Origin of the sequence: Streptomyces griseus subsp. griseus (assembly GCF_003610995.1) — a bacterium.
In the GTDB taxonomy this organism is placed as follows: domain Bacteria; phylum Actinomycetota; class Actinomycetes; order Streptomycetales; family Streptomycetaceae; genus Streptomyces.
Genome location: NZ_CP032543.1, coordinates 242,171 through 265,671 on the forward strand (window position 1 = coordinate 242,171; position 23,501 = coordinate 265,671).

Consider the following 23,501-nt stretch of genomic DNA (forward strand, 5'->3'; position numbering starts at 1 on the left):
GACCGGATGGCTGCCAAGATCGACATCGACAGTTATGTGCAGGGAGTGCTCGACGGCAAGCGGGCGTTCGTGGCGCGCGCCATCACGCTCGTCGAGTCGACGCGGGCCGAACACCGGGTGCTGGCGCAGGAGTTGCTGAGCCGGCTGCTGCCGCATGCGGGGGCGGCCCGGCGGATCGGGATCAGCGGGGTGCCGGGGGTCGGCAAGTCGACCTTCATCGACGCGCTCGGCACGATGCTCACCGGGCTCGGCCACCGGGTGGCGGTGCTGGCCGTCGACCCGTCCTCCAGCCGTACGGGCGGTTCCATCCTGGGCGACAAGACCCGGATGGAACGGCTCGCGGTGGACCCGGCCGCGTTTGTGCGCCCCTCCCCCACGGCGGGCACGCTCGGCGGGGTGGCGAAGGCGACCCGGGAGTCCATCGTGGTGATGGAGGCGGCCGGGTTCGACGTGGTGCTCGTGGAGACGGTGGGGGTCGGGCAGTCGGAGACGGCCGTCGCCAACATGGTCGACACGTTCCTGCTGCTGACCCTGGCCCGGACCGGCGACCAGTTGCAGGGCATCAAGAAGGGTGTCCTGGAGCTGGCGGACGCCATCGCGGTGAACAAGGCCGACGGCCCGCACGAGCGCGACGCCCGTTCGGCGGCGCGCGAACTGGCGGGCGCACTGCGGCTGATGCACCCGGTGGACGCGGCCTGGACCCCGCCGGTCCTCACGTGCAGCGCCCGCGAGTCGACCGGGCTCGACGCGCTGTGGGAGCGGCTGGAGCAGCACCGTACGGTCCTGGAGTCCACCGGCCGACTGGCGGCCAAGCGCCGGGACCAACAGGTGGACTGGACCTGGACGATGGTCCGGGACGAGCTGCTGTACAGCCTGCGCAACCACCCTGCGGTACGGAAGCTCGCGCCCGAGCTCGAACAGCGGGTGCGTGAAGGGACGTTGACGGCGACGCTGGCCGCCGAGGAGATCCTGCACGTGTTCCGGGGTGGCGAGCCCGCCTGAACCGTACGGTGATGGACCGATGGGCCCCTGGACGGAGGGGCCCATCGGCGTTTTTTGAAGGGGAAAGCTTCCCGGCAGTGCGTCAGGCTGCGACCGGGGGCGCGCTCACGGTCGGTACGACGACGGGGGCACCGTCGGAGGTCGCGGTGAGGATCTCGGCCTCGATGCCGTACAACTCCCGGACGAGGTCGGCGTCGACGATCTCGCGCGGCGGCCCGGAGGCGAGAATACGCCCGGCACGCATGGCGACCAGGGTGTCGGCGTACCGGGCGGCCCCGGCCAGGTCGTGGACGACCATGACGATGGTCCGGCCCTGGGCGGCGACCTCGCGCACCAGGTCCAGGACCTCCACGGCGTGACCGATGTCCAGCGCGCTGGTGGGCTCGTCGAGGAGGACGACCGGGGTCTCCTGGGCGAGGGCCATGGCGAGCCAGCACCGCTGACGCTGGCCGCCGGAGAGCTGGTCGAGCCGGCGGTCGGCGAGGCCCGTGGTACCGGTCGCCTCCAGGGCGCGGGTGACCGCCTCCTCGTCCTCGTGCGACCACTGGCGGAACAGCCCCTGGTGCGGGTGGCGTCCGTACCGTACGAGTCCGGCGACGGTCACCGCCTCGGGCGCCTGCGGGGCCTGGGGCAGCAGGGCGATGCGGTGCGCGGCGTCCCGCTGCCGCAGCTCCCAGACATCCGCGTCACCGGCGAACACCTTGCCCGAGCGCGGCTGGTGGAGGCGGGCGACGCAGCGCAACAGGGTCGATTTGCCGCAGCCGTTGGGGCCGACGATCGCCACCACCTGGCCGGAGCCGACGGTCAGATCGACACGGTCCACGGCGGTATGACCGGCATATCCAGCGGTGAGCTGTTCAACACGGATGTCCACGAGGACCGGCCTTTCCGAAGAGATGGGGCATCACCTTGCCCGACGCCACTAAAGTAAGGCTAACCTTATCTCGCCGTGAGGTCGTCGGTAGCCCTCGTGCTGCCGAAAGACCCTCGTCGCTTCATGTCCCGTTGATTCCGGAGCCCTTGATGACCCTGCACCACCGCCCCGTCCGCACCGCCTCCCGAAGAGCGGCCCAGGCCGTCGCCACGCTCGGGGCCGCGGTCCTGCTTCTCACGGCCTGCGGGGGAAGCTCCGACTCCGCCGACAGCAAGCCGTCCGGCGACAAGCCGGCCAAGGCGGACTCCTCCTCGGCCAGGACGCGGACCGTCAAGGACGCCACGGGGGCGGCCGTGGAGATACCCGCCGAGCCGAAGCGCGTCGTGACGCTCACCCAGGAGGACCTGGACGCGGTGCTCGCACTGGACATCAAGCCGGTCGGCATCACCAACGGGCAGGGCCTGGACAAGCCGCCGGCCTACCTGGCGGACAAGGTCGAGGGCATCGACATCGTCGGCAACCTGCTCCAGCCGGTCATGGACAAGGTCGTCGCCGCAAAGCCCGACCTGATCCTCGCCGGTGACATGCAGGACGAGCAGGTGCTCAAGCAGCTCCGCGAGATCACCCCGGCCACCCTGGTGACGATGGCGCCGACCGACGACTGGAAGCTGTTCTTCCGGGGCGTCGGCAACGCCGTCAACAAGCTGGACGCGGCCAACAAGTTCATCACCGACCACGAGGCCGCCGCGAAGGCCGCCGGTGAGAAGCTCGGGAAGAACAAGGGCGCCGAGGTCTCCATCGTCCGCTGGAACCCGGACGGGCCGAGCTGGATGGAGAACAAGCAGTTCGCCAGTGGTGTCGCGCTGGAGATGGGGCTGAAGCGGCCCAAGTCCCAGAACAAGGACGGAAACGCGCACACGCCTTCGCTGAGCCTGGAGAAGATCAACGAGATCGACGGTGACTGGCTGTTCCTGTCGACGCTGACCTCGGACGGCGCCAAGGCCCTCAAGGACGTCCAGGACAAGCCGGCCTACAAGGAGCTCGGCGCCGTCAGGAACAAGCAGGTCGTGACGGTCGACGGCTCGGTGTGGTCCACGCGCGGCGGGCCGCTGGCCGCCGACGCCGTGATGGAGGACTACGTCGAGGCGCTCTCCGCCGAGTAGTCGATCGGCCGACCGGTCCCGCACCGCCACGCCGTCCAGTCCCACACCGCCACGCCGTGCGGCCCGGCTCGGAGACTCCGGGCCGGGCCGCACGGCGTGCGGCCCGGATCAGGCCGTCGGGGCGGCGGTTCCGGCAGCGGTTCCGGCGCCTCTTCGAGCAGCCGCGAAGTCCGCCGCCGTCCACGCCATGCCCACCGCGCCGTCCAGCAGGGCCTGTTCGGCCGCCGGGGAGACGGCGGCGGCGACGAACTCGGGCTCGTGCGGCCCGCACGCTCCCCCGCTGATGTCCAGCACCGGGTGGATGGACGGCACCACGTGCGAGACGTTGCCCATGTCCGTACAGGCGAAGGGCGACCGCTCCACGGACTCGGCGCGGCCGAGCTCGCGGGCGTTGGCGGTCCAGAGCCGCAGCAGCTCCGCGTCGCCCCGGAAGTCGAGGTAGTCGGGTTCGGGCTGTTCCAAGGTCACTTCGCACCCGGTGGCGAGCGCCCCGGCCCGGAAGCAGTCCTCGACGCGCTGCCGCAGCTCCCGCAGGTCCTCGGCGGCGAGCGCGCGGATCTCGTACGTGGCGGTGGCCCGGTCGGGTATCACGTTGGGCGAAGTGCCGGCCGCAGTCGTGATGCCGTGCACCCGCCACTGGGAGGGCAGTTGGTGGCGCAGCAGCCCCAGGGCGACCTGGGCGACCGTGAGCGCGTCGGCGGCGTTGCGGCCCTCGTGCGGGTTGAGGCTGGGGTGGGCGGAGCGGCCGGTGTAGGTGACGTCGAGAGTGCCGAGGGCGAACGAGCGGAAGTCGGCCAGCTCGAAGGGGCAGGGGTGGACCATCATCGCGGCGTCCACCCCGTCGAACGCCCCGGCCTCCAGCAGAAGCGCCTTGCCCGCGCCGCGCTCCTCGGCGGGCGTGCCCAGAACCCTTACCGTCAGGCCGAGGTCGTCGGCGTACGGAGCGAGGCCGAGCGCCGCGCCGATCCCGGCGGCGGCGATCAGGTTGTGGCCGCAGGCGTGGCCGAGGCCCGGCAGCGCGTCGTACTCGCAGGCGATCGCGACGGTGACGGGCCCCGAACCGATCGTGGCGCGGAACGCCGTCTCCAGACCGTGGGCGGGCGCGGTGACATCGAACCCGCGCGCGGCCAGGAGTTGAGCGCAGCGCGCGGCGGCGCGGTGTTCCCCGAAGGCCGTCTCGGGGTCGGCGTGGATGCGTCTGCTGAGGCCGACCAGGGTCTCGGCGTTCTTCATGACCCTGTCCCGGACGGCGGCTTTCAGGGCTCCGAGACGCTCGTCGGCCACCTCGCCGCCCGGTGTCGCGCCACGGTCGGTTCCGGGGACGGTCATGGGGTTCTCCTGGCGTTCCGGACCGCCCGGGGGACGGTCGCCTGCACTGTCCGGAGTAGGTTAACTTAGCCTTACCTAAGTGAGCCGGGGAGCCCGGTGGCCCGGTGTCCGTTGTCCTTCAGGGGAGTCGTCACCCACATGCATGAGCGTCCGAACCGCCCGACCAGCTCTTCGGCAGCGCACCCCGGCAGCCCTCCCTCCCGGGCGCTCCCCCTCCTCACCTCCCAGGCAGGCATCTACTACGCCCACCAACTGGCCCCCCTCGGCGCGGAGCTGAACACGGCCGACTGCGTGGAGATCGACGGGCCACTCGACGCCGACCTGTTCACCCAGGCGCTGGGGCGTGCCGTGGGCGAGGCGGAGACACTGGCCGTACGGGTCTCCGAGGCCGACGGGACACCGGTGCAGCGCGTCGCGCACACCGAACTCGTGGTCCACCGGCTGGAACTGACGGATGAGCAGGCCGAGGCATGGATGCGGGAGGACCTGGCCCGGCCGGTGGACCTCGCCTCCGCCGACGGGCTGATGACGCAGGCACTGATCCGCGTCGGCGAGACCCGCCACTGGTGGTACCAGCGCGTCCACCACATAGCCGTCGACGCCTACGCGCTCTCGCTGATCGGACAGCGGGTCGCCGAGCTCTACTCGGCGGCCGTCACCGGCGAGCCCGTGCCCGAGAGCCGGTTCGCCCCGCTGAGCGAGCTGACCGACGACGAGGCGGCGTATCTCTCCGGTGAGGAGTACGACGCGGACCGCGCCTTCTGGGCGGAGCGGATGGCCGGGTACTCCCCGGAGGCCGCACCGGCCATGCCCGACGCCTCTGCCGGTGGCGACCTCCTGCACCGGATCACCGATCTCCCCGCGAGCACCCTGGACCGGCTCTCCCGGGCGGCGCGGGCCGCGAAGGCGACCTGGGCCGAGCTCGTCGTCGCCGCCACCGCAGGGCATCTGCACCGGCTCACCGGCACCGAGGACGTGGTGCTCGGCCTGCCCCTCACCAACCGGCGCGGTCCGGCCGCCCTGCGCACCCCCGCCATGACGGTGAACGTGCTGCCGCTGCGGATCGCCGTACGCCCGTGGGACACCGGGGCGGAGCTGCTGCGCCGGGTGGTGCTGGAGATCCGCGCGGTCCGCCGCCACCAGCGCTACCCGCAGGCCGACCTCCGCCGCGACCTGGCCCTGGAGTCGGCCGACGCCCCGCTGACCGGCCCGATGGTCAACATCAAGGCCTTCGACACCGCCCTGGACTTCGCCGGACTCCCCGGTACCGTGCGCAACCTCGCCGCAGGCCCCGTGGAGAGCCTGGCGGTCGGCGCGGCACCGGGACCGGAGGGCGGTCTGCGGCTCACGCTGGACGCCAACCCCGCGGCGTACGGGGAGGCGGGGCTCGCCGCCCACGAGGAGACTTGGCTGCGCTACCTCCACGCCTGGGCCGAGCTGCTGCTCACGGAGCCGGACCGGCCCGTCGCCACGCTGGATCTGCTGAGCGACGACGAGGTGCGCGAGGCGACGGCGGGCCGCACCGAGCCGGCCGTCGCCCTGACCGTCCCGCAGACGTTCACCGCACAGGCCGCGCTGACGCCCGATGCCGTCGCCGTACGCTCCACCCTCGCGGGGACGTTCCGTGGGGCCGGAGCCGGGGCGACGGACGGCGCTGAGGAGGCGGAAGGTGCCGGGGCCACCCTCACCTTCGCCGAGCTGGACGCCGCTTCCGACCGCCTGGCCCACCTCCTGGCCGGGGCCGGGGGCCGGGCGGAGAGCGGTGCCACGGTGGCACTCGCCCTGCCCCGGACCGCCGACATGGTGGTGGCCCTGCTCGCCGTGCTCAAGGCAGGCCTGGTCTGCCAGCCGCTGGACCTCGGCCACCCCGCCGCCCGGACGCTGGCCGTCCTGGAGGACGCCAGGCCGCTCTGTGTCATCGGCACGGCGACCACGCTCGCCGCGTTGCCGCCGCACGGCCTCGCCACCGTCGCACTCGACGCGCCCGCTACGGCCGACGCCCTCGCCGCCTGCCCCGGCGGGCCGCTCCCCACCGGGCCGTCCCTCGGTGATCCCGCCTATCTCATCCACACCTCCGGTTCCACCGGGCGCCCCAAGGGCGTCCTCGTCAGCCATGCCTCGCCGGCCAATCTCGGCGCGGGCCACCTCACCGACCACATCGCCCCGGCCGTCGCCCGCACCGGCCGGGAGCGGCTCAGGGTCGCCCACAGCGCCTCGTTCGCCTTCGACGCCTCCTGGGACCCGCTGCTGTGGATGGTCCACGGCCATGAGCTGCATCTGCTGGACGACGCCGCCTACCGCGACCCCGCGGTCCTGTCGGCGTACGTCGACAGCCACCGTGTCGACTATCTCGATGTCACCCCCTCCTACGCCGAAGCGCTCATCGCCGAAGGCCTGCTGGACGAGGGGCGCCACCGCCCCGCCCATGTCGTCGTCGGTGGAGAGACCGTGCCCCCGGCCCTCTGGGAGCGGCTGACCGCCGCCGATGCCGTGCACCCGGTCAACCTCTACGGGCCCACCGAGACGACCGTCGACGCCTACTACTGGCTCCCCGGCACCGCCACGGACCGGCCCGAGGGCAGACCCGTGCGGGGATCGCGGGTCTACGTCCTGGACTCCTCCCTGCGTCCCGTGCCCGCCGGGGTGGCCGGTGAGCTGTACGTCGCCGGGCCCTGTCTGGCCCTCGGCTATCTCGGCCGCCCAGACCTGACGGCCGAGCGGTTCGTCGCCGACCCGTTCGGCCCGCTCCACGGCACCCCCGGCGGCCGGATGTACCGCACCGGGGACCTGGTGCGCCGCCGGGAGGACCACACCCTTGAGTTCCTGGGCCGCAGCGACGACCAGGTGAAGATCCGCGGCTTCCGGATCGAACTCGGCGAGATCCGGGCCCGGCTGGCGACCCATCCGCAGGTCACGGCGGCCGCCGTCATCGCCCGGGAGACCGGACACGGCAAGCGGCTGCTCGCCTACGCGGTCCCGGCGAAGGGTGACACGGGGCTCCCCACCCCCGACGCCCTCCGCGACCACCTGGCCGCCGCCCTGCCCGAGCACATGGTCCCCTCGACCGTGACCCTGCTGGACGCCCTCCCCCGTACCGCCAACGACAAGCTGGACCACCGCGCCCTGCCCGACCCCGAGCCCCTCTCCCCCGCCATCGGGGCGGAGGTCGTCGGTGAGAGCGGACCGCACACCGAGATCGTGCGGGGGCTCTACGCCGACGTGCTCGGTATCGCGGAGCCCCCAGCGGCCGAGGCGGGCTTCCTCGACCTCGGCGGGCACTCCCTGCTCGCCGCCCGGCTCGCCGCCCGCGTCCGCGGGCACTTCGGCGTCCCGTTCTCCATCGCCGACGTCTTCCGCCACTCCAGCGCCGCGGCCATCGCCGCGCAGGTCCGCGCCCGCAGCGGCGCGGCCACCGCGTCCGTACCCCTCTCCCCGCTCCCCCGCACCGGTCCCCTCCCTCTCTCTCCGGCCCAGCGGCGGCTCTGGTTCCTCCACCGCCTGGAAGGCCCCAGCCCGACCTACAACATCCCGCTCGTCCTCAGCGTCAGCGGCCCCCTGGACCGGGACGCGCTCCAGCTCGCCCTGCACGATCTGGTGGACCGTCACGAGACACTGAGAACGGTATATCCACCCACTGACAACGCCCCCGGAGCGGCCGGGGACGACGCCCCTCACCAGGTCATTCTTCCGCCGGGCCATGAGGCGGCCCGGCCGGTGCTGCGCCTCGCGGAGCCCGGCAGCGACCTCACCGAGGCCGTGCGGTACTCCTTCGACCTGGCCGCCGAGCCGCCCCTGCGCACGGTCCTGTTCAGCGACTCCCCCGCTCACCACACCCTGCTCCTGCTGCTCCACCACATCGCGGGCGACGGCGCGTCCACCACGCCCCTGGCACGCGACCTCGCCACGGCCTACACAGCCCGCCTCAACGACACCGCCCCGGAGTTCGCACCGCCGGCCGGCCAGTACGTCGACCAGGCCGCCCGGCTCCAAGCGGTCCTGGGCACCCCGGCCGAGCCGACCCCGCTCGCCGAGGCCCAGCTCGCCCACTGGCGCGAGGCGCTGGCCGGGCTGCCGGACCAGCTGGAGCTGCCCACCGACCGGCCCCGCCCTCCCATCGCCACCTCGGCCGGTGACACCGTGCCGTTCGCCCTGGACGCGGCCACGCACGAGGCGCTGCGCCGGCTGGCCCGGGCGCACGGCGCGACGGTCTTCATGACCGTGCAGGCGGGCCTCGCCGCCCTCCTCACCCGGCACGGCTGCGGCACCGACATCCCGCTCGGCACCCCCGTGGCGGGCCGCGACGACGACACCACGGCCGGGCTCGTCGGCTTCTTCACCAACACCGTGGTCCTGCGCACGGACACCTCGGGCGACCCGGGCTTCGGCGCGCTGCTCGACCGGGTGCGGGCGACGACGCTGGCCGCGTACGAGCACGACGCACTGCCGTTCGACCATCTGGTGGAGGCGCTGAACCCGCCGCGCTCGCTGGCCCGGCACCCGCTGTTCCAGGTGATGCTGGCCTGGCAGTCCATCGCGGACGGGCCCGCCGCCTTCGGTCCTGACGCCACCGCGCGGCTCACCGCCGTACCGTCGGGCACCGCAAAGTTCGATCTGACCCTCAACGCGGGCGAGCTGGCCGACGGGGGCATCGCCGGGTTCCTGGAATTCCGCACGGACCTCTTCGACCGGGCGACCGCCCAGGCCCTCGCGGACCGGCTGACCCGGCTGCTGACCGCTGCGGCCAGGAAGCCCGAGACCCCCGTGGGTCTGCTGCCCGTGCTCGGTGCGGACGAGGTGCGCCGTGTTCTGGTCGAGGCCAACGGCCTGCCCGCCGACCGGCCGGTGCCGCTGTCGCTCGCGGAGGTGTACGAGGTGGCGGCCCGCCTCCACCCGGAGCGGGTGGCCGTGAGCTGTGCGGGCGAGTCACTGACGTACGCCCGACTCTCATCGCGCGCACGGTCGTTGGCACGATTGCTCGCGGCCCGTGGCATCGGACCCGGCTCCATCGTGGCGCTCGCGCTGCCGCGTTCGCTGGACCTGGTCGCCGGGCTGCTCGCGGTGTCGCTGTCGGGGGCCGCATATCTGCCGATGGACCCGGACTACCCGGCCGACCGGCTGGCGTACATGCTGGCGGACGCCCGTCCGGCCGCGCTGGTCACGGACGCGGGAACGGCGGACCGGCTGCCCGCGCACGAGCTGCCGCTGATCACGGTGGACGAGGCGGCGGGCTTCCCGGACGGACCGCTCAGCCAGTCGGACCGGACCCGCCCGCTGAGCCCGCAGGACCCGGCATACGTCATCTACACCTCGGGATCCACCGGACGCCCCAAGGGAGTTGTCGTCACGCAGCACAATGTGACGCGGCTGATGACGGCGACCGAGCACTGGTTCGCGTTCGGTCCGGACGACGTGTGGACGCTGTTCCACTCCTACGCCTTCGACTTCTCGGTCTGGGAGCTGTGGGGCGCGCTGCTGTACGGCGGCAAGGTCGTCGTCGTACCGCACCTGACGAGCCGTGACCCGCAGGCGTTCCTGAGGCTGTTGGCGGACGAGCGGGTGACCGTTCTCAACCAGACGCCGTCCGCCTTCTACCAGCTGGCCGCCGCCGACCGGGAGGCCCCGGGGCACAACCTGGCCCTGCGGTATGTGGTGTTCGGCGGTGAGGCACTGGAGCTGGGGCGGCTCGCGGACTGGTACACGCGCCACCAGGAGAACGCGCCGACCCTGGTCAACATGTACGGCATCACCGAGACCACGGTCCATGTCTCCTATCTGGCGCTGGACCGGGCGACGGCCGCCTCGGCGGTCTCCAGCACCATCGGGGTCAACATCCCCGACCTGCGCGTCTACGTGCTGGACGACCGGCTCCAGCCGGTGCCGTCCGGGGTCACCGGCGAGATGTACGTCGCCGGCCAGGGTGTCGCCCTCGGCTATCTGGGGCGGCCCGACCTGACGGCGGGGCGTTTCGTCGCCGACCCGTTCGCCCATCTCTTCGGCGAGAGCGGGACCCGGATGTACCGCTCGGGCGACCTCGCCAGACGGCGTACCGATGGGGCCCTGGAGTATTTCGGGCGCGGCGACCAGCAGGTGAAGATCCGCGGTTTCCGTATCGAACTCGGAGAGATCGAAGCCGTGTTGGCCGCGCATCCGGAGGTCGCCGACGTGGCGGTCGTCGTACGCGAGGACGTGCCCGGCGACAAGCGGCTGGTCGGCTATGTGGTTCCGCCGCCCGGCACCGACCCGGTCCCGGGCGGGTTGCGCGAGCACGCGGCGGCGACGCTGCCGGTGCACATGGTGCCCTCGGCCGTGGTGGTGCTGGACCGGCTGCCGCTGACCGGCAACGGCAAGCTGGACCGTAAGGCGCTGCCCGCGCCGGGAGTTCCGGTGCGTGGTGGGGGCCGGGCGACGCGCACCGTACGCGAGGAGCAGCTCTGCTCCATCTTCGCGGAGGTGCTGGGGCTGCCGTCGGCCGGGGCGGAGGACAACTTCTTCGACCTGGGGGGCCATTCGCTGCTCGCGGTGCGCCTGGCGGGGCGGATCAAGTCCGCGTTCGGGGTCGAGGTGTCGATCGGCACGGTCTTCCAGGCGCCGACTCCGGCCGCACTGGACGGGGCGCTGGACGTCTCGCGCGAGGAGGACCCACTGGATGTACTGCTGCCGCTGCGGCCGGCCCGCCCCGGTGACCGGGCGCCCGTCCACTGCGTACACCCTGCCGGTGGTCTGAGCTGGTGCTATGCCGGGCTGATCCGCCATCTCCCGGCCGATGTGCCGATCTACGGGCTCCAGGCGCAGGGCGTCGGTGAGGCCACGGCGGACGAGCCGCTGCCGACCACCTTGGAGGAGCTGGCCGCCCACTACGCCTGTCGGATTCGCGAGGTCCAGCCCGAGGGCCCCTACCGGCTGCTCGGCTGGTCGACCGGCGGCATCATCGCCCACGCCATCGCGGCTGTCCTCCAAGAGGCAGGCGCTGAGGTGGAGTTGCTGGCGATCCTTGACGCATACCCGGCCGAGGGATTCCGCGACCTGCCGGTGCCCGACCAGGCCGAGGCGCTGGAATCCCTTCTGACGATGGGCGGTTACGGCCCCGACAGCCTCGGCGACAAGGAGCTGACGACGGCCGGCGTGGTGGAGGTGCTGCGCCGCGAGGGTTCCCCGCTGGCCGCGCTCTCCGCCGCGAAGATCGAGGCGCTGGGCGAGGTGTACCTCAACACCAACGACCTCGTACGCGCCTACGACCACCGGGTGTTCCGGGGCGATGTGCTGTTCTTCCGGGCCACGGTGGACACCATCGACGACACCCTGACGCCGGAGACGTGGACGCCGTACGTGAGCGGGCGCATCGACAACACGAACGTCGCCTGCTCGCACAAGGACATGACCCTGCCCGAACCGATCGCGCACATCGCCCGCGTGGTCGCCGACCGACTCACCGAGCTGGAGAAGTGACACCGATGAGTGACGCACCCGCCAACCCCTTCGATGCGGACGGGGAGTTCCTCGTCCTGACCAACGACGAGGGACAGCACTCGCTGTGGCCGCTCTTCGCGGCGGTGCCCGAAGGCTGGTCGACGGCTCACGGTCCCTGCACCCGCCGGGAGGCGCTGGACTGGATCAGCGCGCACTGGGACGGCCCCGTCGCCGCCACCGCGCGGTGAGCGGGCTGCTGATCCGGCCCCGGATACGTCCCCGGGTCGCCGTCGTCCTCGTCTACACGGCCGCGATGTGTATGAACGGCCTGGACTCGACGATCGTGAACCCGGCGCTCTACACCATCGCGGGCGACTTCGGCCGCCCCCTGTCCGCTGCCAACACCGTGGAGACGGCCTTCCTGGTCGCACTCGCGGTGGGGCTGCCGGTGGCGGGGTGGCTGGGTGACCGGTTCGGGACGAAGCGGGTGTTCCTCGGCGTGCTCACGGCGTTCACTCTCGCCTCGGCGGTCTGCGGCCTGGCACCGGACCTCAACACGCTCGTCGCGGCCAGGGCCGTACAGGGCCTGGCCGGCGGGCTGTTGACGCCGGTCGGGATGACGCTGCTGTTCCGGGCGTTCCCACCGCATGAGCGGATGAAGCTGGCCAAGGTGCTGATCGTACCGACGGCCCTGATGCCCGCGCTCGGTCCGCCGCTGGGCGGGCTGCTGACCGAACACCTCTCCTGGCACTGGCTGTTCTTCGTGAATGTACCGATCGGTGCGGCGGCGGTGGCGCTGGGCGTCCTCGGTCTGCGGGAGCATGTCGAGGGCTCCGAGGGGACGTTCGACACCGTCGGCTTCTGGCTGGCCACTCCGGCGCTGGGACTGCTGACGTACGCGCTCGGCTTCGGCCCGTCCCAGGGGTGGACCCGGCCCGCCGTCGCCGTCAGCGCGGCCCTGGGCTCGGCCCTGCTCGTGGCGGCCGTTCTGCATCACGTGCGAGCGAAGACACCGTTGTTGAAGCTGCGGCTGCTCGCCGACCGGGTCTACGGGTCGGCGTCCGCGCTGGCCGGGGTCACGGCGGCCGGGCTGATGGGCGTGCTGTTCGTCTTCCCGCTGCTCTACCAGGCGAGCCTGGGCGCCTCGGCGCTCGACGCCGGGCTGAGCGTCTTCCCGGAGGCCGTGGGGCTGATGCTGGCCTCTCAGGTGGTGGACCGGCTGCTGCCCCGGCTCGGCCCCCGGCTGCTGACCGTGCCGGCGCTGCTGGTCGCGGCGGCGGTCTTCGCGACACTCGCGATCCCGGGCGTGGCGGAGAACGCGTGGAGCGTGCGCGGGCTGATGTTCCTGATCGGTCTGGTGCTCGGCACGGCGGTGCTGACCGTGCAGATCTCCGGGTTCGAGTCGATCGGGCCCGCCGACATGGGCCAGGCGATGGGCCTGTTCCAGATCGTCCGCACCCTCGGCGGCGCGCTGGGTATCGCCGTCTGTGCGGCGGTGATCGGGGACGGCCACGTGACGGAGGCCGCCGCCCCGGGCCCGTACCGGACGGCGGTGTGGGTGACGGCGGGGCTCGTCGCCGCCGGGGCGCTCATCGCGCTGCGGCTGCCGCGCGAGGCCCCGCAGCCGCCGCCGTTCGAGGACGAGGACGCGCCGCCGCCGGGTGAGGGCCTGGCGGCGGACGAGGCTGCGGCCGTCAAGGGCTGAGAGCCCGAGGCTCTCAGGGGCTGAGCGGTCGCAGCGAAGGGGCGGGGCGGCATCCCTCCGGATGCCGCCCCGCCCCTTCGCTGTTCCAGGGGACCGGTATGCGCTACGGACCGAGCAGACCCGCCAGGCCGTCCGCGAGGCCACCGCGCCAACAGGCGTAGTCATGGCCACCGTTGAACTCCCGGTAGCGCACGTCGTAGCCACGGGCCCGCAGGATGTTGCGGAAGCGGCGGTTCTCCGCCAGCAGCATCCACTCCTGCCGGCCGACCTCCAGATGGAGGGTGACCGGCCTGCGCTCCGCCCGGGCGTACTGGCCGGTGAGCCACTCGCCCTCGCGGTCGTCGTCGGGCCACCAGAAGGAGCCGGACTGGGAGAGCGCGAGGCCGAAGCGGTCGGGGCGGCGGAAGGCGGCGAAGGCGGCGGTGAGGCCGCCCGCGCTCTGGCCGGCGACAACGGTACGGGCCGCGTCCGCCCCGGCCCCGTACTCCCGCTCGGTCCAGGGCAGCAGGGTGTCGGCGAGCCAGTCGACGAAGGGGGCGCTGCACGCCAGGTCCTGCATGCGGCGGCCCATGGTGTCGACCAGGACGGCGACGGTGGGCGGGAGTTCGCCGTCGGCGTGCAGGTTGTCGAGGGTGTCGCCGACGCCGAGGACCGGTCCCCACATCTCGCCGTCGAGGAGCACGGCGAGCGCGTACGGGCCGTCGCCCCGGCGGTGTTCCGGCGGGAGGTGGACGGTGATCCGGCGGCCGTCCACCTCGGTGTCGAGGCTCTCGCCCCGGGCCACGCCGCCGTCGCGGCGCCGGGTGCGCGACTGGTCGGGGGCTGCGGGGAGTTCGAGTACGGAAGCGGGGTTGCGGCCGTCACGGGAGGGCAGCGGGGCCCCGGCGTTGAGCGGGTCGGGCTCGGCGTGGTCGAGGACCCGGAGCCAGGCGGGGCGGTCGGCGCGCAGGGCGTCCTCGCGGGTGCCGCTGGTGGCGTGGAACTGGTACGAGGCGCGGTGGTCGGCGCGGAGCCGGTGGCTGATGGCCCAGACCCCGGTGCCCTCGATCCGCTCCATCAGGTGCGGGGCGAGGTCCCCGGCGTGCCGGTCCTTGTCGGTGACCGTGTGGACCAGGGCCAGGACGTGGGTGGCGGGGCGGGCGGGGTCCTCGCGGCGGACGAAGGTGACCAGCCGGTGGCCGGGGTCGCCCTCGGGGTCGGATTCGACGAGGGGGGCGCCGGTTTCGCAGACGTAGCCCCAGAAGGCATCTTCGGCGTCGGGCTTGCCCGCCCGTACGTCCTCAAGGAGCTTGCGCAGCAGGGGGCTTCGCACGGTGGGCACCTCGGTTCGGGTAGGTCGTGCGGGAGGGGCGGGCGGGTCGCGGCGGGTGGGCAGGTCATGCTCGGGCCGCCTTTCAGACGCGGGTGGCGGCGGAGCGGCCGAGGAGGACCCAGAGCAGGAACGGGCCGCCGAGGACGGTGGTGACGATGCCGACGGGGAGTTCGACGCCGTCGAAGACGATCCGGCCGAGGGTGTCGGCGGCGACGACGAGGACGGCGCCGGTGAGCATCGATCCGACGAGCGGGACCCGCAGGGGGCCGGCGAGCCGGGAGGCGATGACGGGTGAGGCGAGCGCCACGAAGCCGACCGGTCCGCAGATGCCGACCGCGAGGCCCGCGAGGCCGACGGCGAGCAGCAGGGCGAGGGCGCGGACCCGGCCGGGGGCGGAGCCGAGGGAGGAGGCGGTGGCGTCGTCGAAGCGCAGGACGCCCAGATGGCGGGCGACGGCGAGGCTGATGGGGACGAGGACGGCGAGGCCGATGAGTACGGGGACGGCGACGGAGTAGCTGCGCCCGTTGAGGCTGCCGGAGGTCCACACGTACAGCGAGCTCGCGGAGCTGAGGGAGCGGCGGGAGAGGACGACCTGCGTGATCGCGGAGGCCAGGGCGGACATGGCGAGGCCGACGACGAGGACGCGGTAGCCGCGCCGGCCGAGCCCGCCGGAGACGGTGGTGACGACGATGACCGCGGCCAGGGCACCGATCGGCCCGGCCCACCAGGCGCCGAACGTTCCGGTGGCGCTGAGGCTGACGGAGAGCAGGACGGCGGCGGTGGCCCCGTCGTTGACACCGAGGAGTTCGGGGGTGGCGAGGCGGTTGCGGGCCAGGGTCTGGGTGAGGCAGCCCGCGAGGCCGAGGGCGGCGCCCGCCGTGAGCCCGGCGACGATGCGCCCGAGGCGGAAGTTCTGGACGAGCAGGACGTCGAAGCGGTCGCCCTGGCCGAGGACCGCGCGGAAGGTGCGGGCGACGCTCATGTCGCTCTGGCCCGCGTAGGCGGAGAGGACGACGGCGAGCAGGAGGGCAGCGGCGAGGGCGAGGGCGGCGAGAGCCGCGCGCCGGGCGACCAGCAGGGAGAGCGGGCCCCGGCGGACGACGAGGGTGTCCGGCGGACGGACGCGTACGGCCCTGGGGACAAGGCCCTTCGGACGGGGCAGGGCGAGCTTGAAGCGGCGGGGGCGGTCCGGGGCGCGCTCCTCGGTGGCCGGTTCCGTCATACCCATCGAGGCGAGTTGCTTGGAGCGGACGATGGCGATGAGCACGGGGGCGCCGATGAGGGCGACGATCACGGAGACGGGGGCCTTGAAGGGCCGGGAGACCACGCGGGCGGCGACGTCCGAGGCCGCCAGGACGCAGGCGCCGATGAGACCGGCGAGCAGCAGGCGGGCGGCCAGCCGGGTGCCCGCGATGGCGCGGGCGAGGAACCCGGCGAGGAGGCCGAGGAAGGAGATCGGCCCGGCGAGCGCGACGGCGGAAGCGGTGAGGAGGGTGACGCCGGCGGCGACCACCGTACGGATGACGGGCGGCCGGTGGCCGAGGCTGCGGGCCAGGTCGTCGCCGAGCGCGAGGGCGGAGAGCGGGCGTGCCACCAGCAGGGCGACGAGGAAGCCGATGGCGAGGACGGGGGCCAGGCGGCCGAGTTCGCCGAACCCTTCGACTCCGGCGAGGGAGCCGAGCACCCAGAAGCGGAATCGGTCGTAGGTCTCGGCGGAGTTGACGACGATGACGCTGGTGAGCCCGCCGAAGGTGGCGCCGAGCGCCGCACCGGCGAGCACCAGCCGCATGGGAGAGCCGCCGCCGCGCCGTCCGGAGATGAGGAGGACCAGGCCGCTGGCGACCACGGCGCCGACGAACGCGCAGACCAGGTAGGCGTAACCGGAATCGAAGCCGAGGAGCGCGATACCCGCGACGACGCCCAGGGACGCACCCGCGTTGACGCCGAGCAGGCCGGTCTCGGCGAGCGGGTTGCGGGTGACCGCCTGGAGCAGGCACCCGGCCACACCGAGGGCGGCGCCGACGAGCAGTGCGGTGAGGGTGCGCGGGAGGCGCAGGTCGCCGACGACGAGGGCGAGCCGGGCGTTGTCGCGGGCCCCGTCCCGGTTGAGCAGATAGTCCAGCACCCCGCCGGCGCCGACCTCGCCCGCGCCGATGGCGAGGGAGAGGCCGCTGAGCAGCAGGACCGCGACGGTGAGACCGGCGACGGCGAGCGCCACGGTGCGGCCGTCGGCCGAGGGTGCGCGCGAGGCCGCCTCCGTACCCGCGGATATCTCCGTACCGGGTACGCGCTTAGGTCCGGAGCCGGCTGCCGGAGCGGGTTCCTCCGCTGTGGCGGGCGGCGTCCCGGCCCTCGCTTCGCTCTCCCCTCCGTCCAACTGGGCGGTAGGGGCGTCATGTTCGGGGGCCGAGGCCGAGGTCCCCGTGCGCGGCATTTGCATAAGGTGAGGCTAACCTAATTAAGTATCGACGACTCGACACCCTCCCGGGTGATCGAATGAACTTAGGTTATCCTTACCTAACCTGCAGGGGGAGGTTGTTCATGGCTGAGCACATACCGGACGGACGTGGCGAGTTCGAGGGCCGCACGGCCCTGGTGACGGGTGCCGGTCACGGCATCGGGGCCGCTGTCGCCGAACTGCTGGCCGACCTCGGCGCCCGGGTGGCCGCCACCGACCGCGCCGGCCACAGCATCGAGGCACTGGCCGCCGACTGGCCCCGACGGCAGGAGAAACTGCCGACGGGCGAGCGATCGGCGGGCCGTCTGGAACAGTTGGTGATGGACGTCACCGACCGGGTCGCGGTGGAGAACACCGTCGCCCGCGTCGAACGCGAACTGGGCCCGGTGGACATCCTGGTGAACGTCGCGGGCATTCTGCGCACCGGCCCGGCGACCACGCTCTCCGCGCAGGACTGGGCGGACACCTTCGCGGTGAACACCACCGGCGTCTTCCAGGTCTCCCAGGCCGTCGCCCCTCTGATGGCGGCCCGGAAGACCGGCTGCATCGTCACCGTCGGCTCCAACGCGGCCGGGATCCCGCGCACCGGCATGGCCGCCTACGCCGCCTCCAAGGCGGCCGCCGCGATGTTCACCAAGTGCCTGGGCCTCGAACTCGCCCGCAGCGGCGTTCGCTGCAACGTCGTCGCCCCCGGCTCCACCGACACCGCCATGCAGCGCGCGCTGTGGACCGGCCCGGGCGCCGAGGCACGGGTGATCGACGGCGACCCGTCGACGTACCGCACCGGCATTCCGCTCGGCCGGATCGCCCAACCCGCCGACATCGCCGACGCGGTGGCGTTCCTCGCCTCGGACCGCGCGCGCCACATCACGCTCCAGGAACTGTACGTCGACGGCGGCGCGACCCTGCGCTGACCGGCGGACCCCGCACGTTCCCTCCGCACCCCTTCACCTTTCCCAGCCAGCCCCCGCACCCGCTGACGGGACCATCGAGAATGGAGTCCCCGTGTCGACGGCATCCCAGGTCGCCACGCACGTCCCCCCGGCCGATCCGGCCCACCCCGCCGTAGGAGCGGCCACCTCGCTCCTGGACGCCTACACACCGGGCGACCACTTCCTCGCCACGCCCGGGCGTACCCTGCTCGCACGCGGAGCGGGACGCCACGTCCCGCACGACGGAAGACCCTTGACCGAGCGAGTGGCCGCCACCCTGTCCGAGGCCGTCACCGCCGGACAGGAATCGCCCGTGGTGATCGGCGCCGTCCCGTTCGACCACACGGCACCGGCCGCCCTGCACGTGCCGACGGCGGTGCGCACCGCCCCGCCGCTCGCCTCCGATCCGCTCATCGCCCTGCCCGCCGGCCCTTCGGCCACCGCGGACTGGCAGATCCGGCCGGTGCCCGCGCCCGAGGTGTACGGGGAGGGCGTCGCCGCCGCCGTGGCCCGCATGTGGCGCGGCGAGTTCAGCAAGGTGGTGCTGGCCCGCACCCTGGAGCTCACCTCCGGGGTCCCGCTGGACCTGCCCGCGATGCTCCAGCGCCTCGCCCGCCGCGACCCCTCCGGCTACACCTTCGCGCTGCCGACCGGCCCCGCGAGCACCCTGATCGGTGCCAGCCCCGAGCTGCTCGTCTCCCGCCACGGCAACCGGGTCGTCGCCAACCCGCTCGCCGGGTCGACCCCGCGCAGCGACGACCTCGCCGAGGACGTCCGCCGCGCCGCGACGCTGCTGGAGTCCGTCAAGGACCTCCACGAGCACGCCGTCGTCGTGGACGCCGTCCACCAGGCGCTCGCCCCGCACTGCACCGGGATGACCGTCCCGGCCCGGCCGACACTGATCCGTACCGCCACCATGTGGCACCTGTCGACCACGGTCACCGGCACCCTCACCTCCGCCAACACCTCGGCGCTGGACCTGGCGATGGCGCTGCACCCGACGCCCGCCGTGTGCGGGACACCGACACTGACGGCACGTCAGGTCATCGCGGATACCGAGCCGTTCGACCGCGGCTTCTTCACCGGTGTCGTCGGCTGGGGGAACGCCGACGGCGACGGGGAGTGGGTCGTCACGATCCGCTGCGCCGAGGCCGAGGAGCGCACGCTGCGCCTCTACGCCGGGGCGGGCATCGTCGCCGCCTCCGAGCCCGAGGCGGAGACCGCCGAGACCGGTGCCAAGTTCCGCACCTTCCTCAGCGCCGTGGGGGCCGAGCTGTGAGTACGCGAGCGGCGCCGACCTGGCCCGCCGAGTTCGCCGAGAGGTACCGGGCGGCCGGCTGGTGGCGCGGGGAGACCTTCGGCGAGATGCTGCGGCAGCGCGCGGAGGCGCACCCGGACCGGATCGCGATCGTCGACCCGGTGGCCGGGAGCCGGTGGAGCTACGCCGATCTGGACCGGCGCGCAGACCGGCTGGCGGCGGGGTTCCTCGCCCGGGGCATCGGCAAGAGCGACCGCGTGGTGGTCCAACTCCCCAACACCGCCGAGTTCTTCGAGGTGATCTTCGCACTGTTCCGGATCGGCGCGCTGCCCGTCTTCGCGCTGCCCGCCCACCGCGAGAGTGAGATCACCTACTTCTGCGAGTTCACCGGGGCGGTCGCCTACATCGTCGCGGCCGAGCACGGCGGCTACGACTACCGGGAGCTGGCGGCGAAGACGCGTGCCCAGGTGCCTGCGCTGAAGCATGTGTTCGTCGCCCAGGGCGACCCGGGCGCGTTCGAGGCGCTGGCCGAGGTGGCCGAGGAGCCGGTCGGTCACGGCGGGCCGCGCCCCGACGACCTGGCCTTCCTCCAGCTCTCCGGCGGCAGCACCGGCGTACCGAAACTGATCCCGCGCACCCACGACGACTACATCTACTCGCTGTGGGGCTCCAACGAGATCTGCGGGGTCGACGAGAACAGCGTCTACCTGGTCGCGCTGCCCGCCGCCCACAACTTCCCGCTCTCCTCCCCCGGTTCGCTCGGCACGCTGTACGCCGGTGGGCGCGTGGTGCTGTGCCCGCAGCCCTCGCCCGAGGTGGCCTTCCCGCTGATCGAACGCGAGGGCGTGACCATCACCGGGCTGGTGCCGCCACTGGCGCTGCTGTGGACCGAGGCCGCGCCCGGCTCCGCGCACGACCTCAGCAGCCTGGACGTGCTGCTCGTGGGCGGGGCCAAGTTCAGCGAGGAGGCGGCACGCAGGGTGCGTCCCGCGCTCGGCTGCACGCTCCAGCAGGTCTTCGGGATGGCGGAGGGGCTGGTCAACTACACACGGCTGGAGGACCCGGTGGAGACCATCGTCACCACGCAGGGCCGGCCCATCTCCCCGGACGACGAGATCCTGGTCGTCGACGACGAGGACCGCGAGGTGGCGCCGGGCGGGACGGGCCACCTGCTGACCCGGGGCCCGTACACGATCCGCGGCTACTGGAACGCGCCCGAGCACAACGCCCGTTCCTTCACCGAGGACGGCTTCTACCGCACCGGCGATGTCGTGCGGCTCACGGAGAGCGGGCACATCGTCGTGGAGGGGCGCGCCAAGGACCAGATCAACCGGGGCGGTGAGAAGGTCGCCGCCGAGGAGGTGGAGAACCACATCCTCGCCCACCCGGCCGTGCACGACGCCAACGTGGTGGCCGAGCCCGACCCGTATCTGGGTGAGCGCGTCTGCGCGTATGTGATCCTGCGCCCGGGCGCCGGTCCGTTGAAGGCCGTGGCGGTCAAACGCTTCGTACGCGAACGGGGCCTGGCCGCCTACAAGGTGCCGGACCGGGTCGAGTTCGTGGACGCGTTCCCGCAGACCGGGGTCGGCAAGGTCTCCAAGAAGGACCTGCGCAACGCGGCCGCCCGGACCGCCGTCCCCGCTCCCTGACGTCCCCTCCGCACGTCACCGCACCTCTCGAACGGAAACCCTCTCCACCATGGATCTGCCCGCCATCACCCCCTATCCCATGCCGGCCGCCGGTGAGCTGCCCGCCAACCGGGTCGACTGGACCGTCGACCCGGCGCGCGCCGTGCTCCTCGTCCACGACCTGCAGAACCACTTCCTGTCGGCGTACGACCGGCAGGCCGCGCCCGTGCCCGAACTCCTCGCGCATGTGGCTGAGTTGAAGAAGGAGGCGGCGCGCCTGGGCGTTCCGGTCCTCTACACCGCGCAGCCCGGTGGCCAGAGCGCCGCGGAGCGCGGGCTCCAGCAGGACTTCTGGGGCCCCGGCCTGCCCGCCGACGAGCACGCGGCGGCCATCGCGGACGAGGTGGCGCCCGACGACGGCGACACCGTCATCACCAAGTGGAAGTACAGCGGTTTCGTCCGCACCGATCTTCTGGAGCGGCTGCGCGAACAGGGCCGCGACCAGATCGTCCTCACCGGCGTCTACGCCCACATCGGTGTCCTGATGACCGCGTGCGACGCCTGGATGCAGGACATCCAGGCGTTCGTGGTGGCCGACGCGGTGGCGGACTTCTCGGCCGACGACCACGCGATGGCGCTGCGCTGGGCGGCCGGCAGGTGCGCCGTCGTCACCACCGCCCGAACCGTCTTCGAAGGGAAGTGACCACGGTGGCCCTGACGCTCGGACAGCTGCGTGCCGATGTCGCCGACATCCTCGGCGAGGAGCCGGAGGAGATCCCCCTCGACGAGAACCTCGTCGACTACGGACTCGACTCCGTGCGCCTGATGTCCCTGGCGGCGGCCTGGCGCCGCGACCACGGGATCGAGGTGGCCTTCGCCGACCTCGCCGAGAAGCCGGCCCTTGAGTCCTGGGCGCCGCTGCTCGGGGTGACCGGCTGAACGGACGGCGGCGGTAGACAGCTCCTCCAGCAGCTCTTTCGGCAGTTCCTCGGAGGGTGGTGCGGACCCGGCAGTACCGGGTCCGCACCACCCTCGACCCGTTTTCCGATGGACCGTGCTACAGTGCGATGAGCACACGTGGATGCCCCCTCGTCGGGCACCGGTGCTGAGTCTCTCTCCATCGCTGTCGCGCCCGTCCTTTCCGACCGGCGATCCAGCTTCTCTCCCAGCGTTCTCGCTGTCTCTCCTTCCGGCTGCCGGGCTTCCGTGCCCCGGTGCGGGTGTGACGATGCCGCCCCTCCGTACGCCGGTCCCTGATGCGCCATGTCCGCGAAAGGACCCTCCCATGACCACCACACTCGAACGCCCCGCCATCCGTGAGCCGCGCCCCGTCCGGGCCGCCGGGCTCCTCGACACCAGCGCGGGCGGCCACGGCCTCCTCCGCGTCCAGGGGGGCCACCCCTCACCCGGTGACATCCAGGTGCCACCCGCACTGATCCGCCGGTACGGCGTGCGCAAGGGCGACGCCGTCGAGGGGAGCTGCGAACGGCCGCGCGTCCTCGCCACCGTCGACCGCGTCAACGGTCTCGCGCCGAACTCCCTGGCCGGCCGCGCCCACTTCCGCGACCTCACCCCGGTCCACCCCACCGAGCGGCTGCGACTGGAGACGGAGAAGGGCGGCCCGGCACCCCGGATCGTCGATCTGGTCTCCCCCGTCGGCAAGGGCCAGCGCGGCCTGCTCGTCGCACCGCCGAAGACCGGGAAGACGGTCCTGCTCCAGCAGTTCGCCGCCGCCGTCGCCACCAACCACCCCGAGTGCCACCTGATGGTGGTCCTCCTGGACGAACGGCCCGAGGAGGTCACCGACATGCGGCGCTCGGTGCGCGGTGAGGTGTACGCGTCCACCTTCGACCGACCCGCCAAGGAGCACATCGCCCTCGCCGAGCTGGCCGTGGAGCGCGCCAAGCGCCTGGTCGAACAGGGGCAGCACGTGGTGCTCCTGCTGGACTCCCTGACCCGGCTGTGCCGCGCCCACAACAACGCTGCCGGACCGGGCGGCCGGACCCTGAGCGGCGGTGTGGACGCGGCGGCCCTGGCCGGCCCCAAGAAGCTGTTCGGGGCGGCGCGCTCCGCCGAGGAGGGCGGCTCGCTCACCATCCTGGCGACGGCCCTCGTCGAGACGGGCTCCCGCGCCGACGAGTTCTTCTTCGAGGAGCTGAAGGGGACCGGAAACATGGAGCTGCGGCTGGACCGCTCGCTCGCGGACCGGCGGGTCTTCCCGGCCGTCGACATCGCCCGCTCCGGCACCCGCCGCGAGGAGCTGCTGACAGGCCCAGCCGAGCTGGCCACCGTACGGGCGCTGCGCCGCGCCCTGCACGCCCGGGACGGTCAGGGCGCCCTGGAGGCGCTGCTGGACAAGGTCCGCCGTACCCCGGACAACGCCACGTTCCTCCGCCAGGTGCAGCCCACCGTGCCGGGCGCCTGAGGATGCCG

Annotated in this window: 15 protein-coding genes; 11 read left to right on the forward strand and 4 right to left on the reverse strand. The window is 73.0% G+C overall.

Going from position 1 to position 23,501, the window contains the following annotated elements; genetic code table 11:
- Positions 1 to 6: 6 nt before the first annotated feature.
- Positions 7 to 1,002 carry a methylmalonyl Co-A mutase-associated GTPase MeaB gene (gene meaB / locus D6270_RS01160; protein ID WP_109167649.1) on the forward strand — a complete coding sequence of 332 codons (996 nt, stop codon included), beginning with the start codon at positions 7 to 9 and terminating at the stop codon, positions 1,000 to 1,002.
- An 82-nt stretch (positions 1,003 to 1,084) separates the two neighbouring features.
- Here meaB and D6270_RS01165 read toward each other — a convergent pair whose 3' ends face one another.
- Entirely contained in the window at positions 1,085 to 1,876 is a 792-nt protein-coding gene (locus D6270_RS01165; RefSeq protein ID WP_109167648.1) for an ABC transporter ATP-binding protein, read from the reverse strand.
- A gap of 149 nt (positions 1,877 to 2,025) precedes the next feature.
- Here D6270_RS01165 and D6270_RS01170 point away from each other — a divergent pair, with 149 nt between their 5' ends.
- On the forward strand, positions 2,026 to 3,039 hold the full coding sequence (locus tag D6270_RS01170; RefSeq protein WP_109167647.1) for an ABC transporter substrate-binding protein: 1,014 nt from the start codon (positions 2,026 to 2,028) through the stop codon (positions 3,037 to 3,039).
- A gap of 108 nt (positions 3,040 to 3,147) precedes the next feature.
- Here D6270_RS01170 and D6270_RS01175 read toward each other — a convergent pair whose 3' ends face one another.
- On the reverse strand, positions 3,148 to 4,368 hold the full coding sequence (locus D6270_RS01175; RefSeq protein WP_109167646.1) for a M20 family metallopeptidase: 1,221 nt from the start codon (positions 4,366 to 4,368) through the stop codon (positions 3,148 to 3,150).
- A 138-nt stretch (positions 4,369 to 4,506) separates the two neighbouring features.
- On the opposite strand from D6270_RS01175, the gene D6270_RS01180 reads away from it, so the two are divergent.
- Genes D6270_RS01180 through D6270_RS01190 form a run of 3 tightly spaced genes read left to right on the forward strand, consistent with a single transcriptional unit; the run spans position 4,507 to position 13,480 of the window.
- Positions 4,507 to 11,814: a non-ribosomal peptide synthetase gene (locus D6270_RS01180; protein ID WP_109167645.1), complete on the forward strand. Its 7,308-nt coding sequence runs from the start codon at positions 4,507 to 4,509 to the stop codon at positions 11,812 to 11,814.
- Positions 11,815 to 11,819: 5 nt separating this feature from the next.
- Positions 11,820 to 12,023, forward strand: a complete 204-nt coding sequence (locus D6270_RS01185; RefSeq protein WP_109167644.1) for an MbtH family protein — start codon at positions 11,820 to 11,822, stop codon at positions 12,021 to 12,023.
- Entirely contained in the window at positions 12,020 to 13,480 is a 1,461-nt protein-coding gene (locus D6270_RS01190; protein ID WP_109167643.1) for a DHA2 family efflux MFS transporter permease subunit, read from the forward strand. The genes D6270_RS01185 and D6270_RS01190 overlap by 4 nt, the downstream gene beginning before the upstream one ends.
- A 103-nt stretch (positions 13,481 to 13,583) precedes the next feature.
- On the opposite strand, the gene fes is transcribed toward D6270_RS01190, so the two are convergent.
- The gene (gene fes / locus D6270_RS01195; RefSeq protein WP_151414645.1) at positions 13,584 to 14,801 is read right to left on the reverse strand and encodes an enterochelin esterase; all 1,218 of its coding nucleotides are present in this window, start codon (positions 14,799 to 14,801) and stop codon (positions 13,584 to 13,586) included.
- A gap of 73 nt (positions 14,802 to 14,874) precedes the next feature.
- Positions 14,875 to 17,232, reverse strand: a complete 2,358-nt coding sequence (fhuB, locus tag D6270_RS01200) for a Fe(3+)-hydroxamate ABC transporter permease FhuB (protein WP_109167641.1) — start codon at positions 17,230 to 17,232, stop codon at positions 14,875 to 14,877.
- 101 nt (positions 17,233 to 17,333) lie between these two features.
- On the opposite strand from fhuB, the gene D6270_RS01205 reads away from it, so the two are divergent.
- The 6 genes from D6270_RS01205 to rho all read left to right on the forward strand — a co-directional run bounded on the left by D6270_RS01205 (position 17,334) and on the right by rho (position 23,493).
- Positions 17,334 to 18,164: a 2,3-dihydro-2,3-dihydroxybenzoate dehydrogenase gene (locus D6270_RS01205; RefSeq protein ID WP_109167640.1), complete on the forward strand. Its 831-nt coding sequence runs from the start codon at positions 17,334 to 17,336 to the stop codon at positions 18,162 to 18,164.
- Between the two features lie 91 nt (positions 18,165 to 18,255).
- Positions 18,256 to 19,461: an isochorismate synthase DhbC gene (gene dhbC / locus D6270_RS01210; protein ID WP_109167639.1), complete on the forward strand. Its 1,206-nt coding sequence runs from the start codon at positions 18,256 to 18,258 to the stop codon at positions 19,459 to 19,461.
- Positions 19,458 to 21,089, forward strand: coding sequence for a (2,3-dihydroxybenzoyl)adenylate synthase (locus tag D6270_RS01215; protein WP_109167638.1), 1,632 nt, complete (start codon positions 19,458 to 19,460; stop codon positions 21,087 to 21,089). Before dhbC ends, D6270_RS01215 begins: the two co-directional genes overlap by 4 nt.
- A 49-nt stretch (positions 21,090 to 21,138) precedes the next feature.
- Positions 21,139 to 21,771, forward strand: coding sequence for an isochorismatase family protein (locus D6270_RS01220; RefSeq protein ID WP_109167637.1), 633 nt, complete (start codon positions 21,139 to 21,141; stop codon positions 21,769 to 21,771).
- A 5-nt stretch (positions 21,772 to 21,776) separates the two neighbouring features.
- Positions 21,777 to 22,007 carry a phosphopantetheine-binding protein gene (locus D6270_RS01225; RefSeq protein ID WP_204117239.1) on the forward strand — a complete coding sequence of 77 codons (231 nt, stop codon included), beginning with the start codon at positions 21,777 to 21,779 and terminating at the stop codon, positions 22,005 to 22,007.
- Positions 22,008 to 22,353: 346 nt separating this feature from the next.
- Positions 22,354 to 23,493 (forward strand): transcription termination factor Rho, encoded by a 1,140-nt coding sequence (gene rho, locus D6270_RS01230; protein ID WP_225976743.1) that lies wholly within the window; start codon positions 22,354 to 22,356, stop codon positions 23,491 to 23,493.
- Positions 23,494 to 23,501 lie beyond the last annotated feature (8 nt).

What these genes read in the sequence shown, in the direction of transcription:
- D6270_RS01185 (WP_109167644.1), top strand. Translation starts at nt 11,820, where the DNA reads ATGAGTGACGCACCCGCCAACCCCTTCGATGCGGACGGGGAGTTCCTC.
- D6270_RS01170 (WP_109167647.1), top strand. Translation starts at nt 2,026, where the DNA reads ATGACCCTGCACCACCGCCCCGTCCGCACCGCCTCCCGAAGAGCGGCC.
- fhuB (WP_109167641.1), bottom strand. Translation starts at nt 17,232, where the DNA reads ATGCAAATGCCGCGCACGGGGACCTCGGCCTCGGCCCCCGAACATGAC.
- rho (WP_225976743.1), top strand. Translation starts at nt 22,354, where the DNA reads ATGACCACCACACTCGAACGCCCCGCCATCCGTGAGCCGCGCCCCGTC.
- D6270_RS01205 (WP_109167640.1), top strand. Translation starts at nt 17,334, where the DNA reads ATGGCTGAGCACATACCGGACGGACGTGGCGAGTTCGAGGGCCGCACG.
- D6270_RS01175 (WP_109167646.1), bottom strand. Translation starts at nt 4,368, where the DNA reads ATGACCGTCCCCGGAACCGACCGTGGCGCGACACCGGGCGGCGAGGTG.
- D6270_RS01220 (WP_109167637.1), top strand. Translation starts at nt 21,139, where the DNA reads ATGGATCTGCCCGCCATCACCCCCTATCCCATGCCGGCCGCCGGTGAG.
- D6270_RS01180 (WP_109167645.1), top strand. Translation starts at nt 4,507, where the DNA reads ATGCATGAGCGTCCGAACCGCCCGACCAGCTCTTCGGCAGCGCACCCC.
- meaB (WP_109167649.1), top strand. Translation starts at nt 7, where the DNA reads ATGGCTGCCAAGATCGACATCGACAGTTATGTGCAGGGAGTGCTCGAC.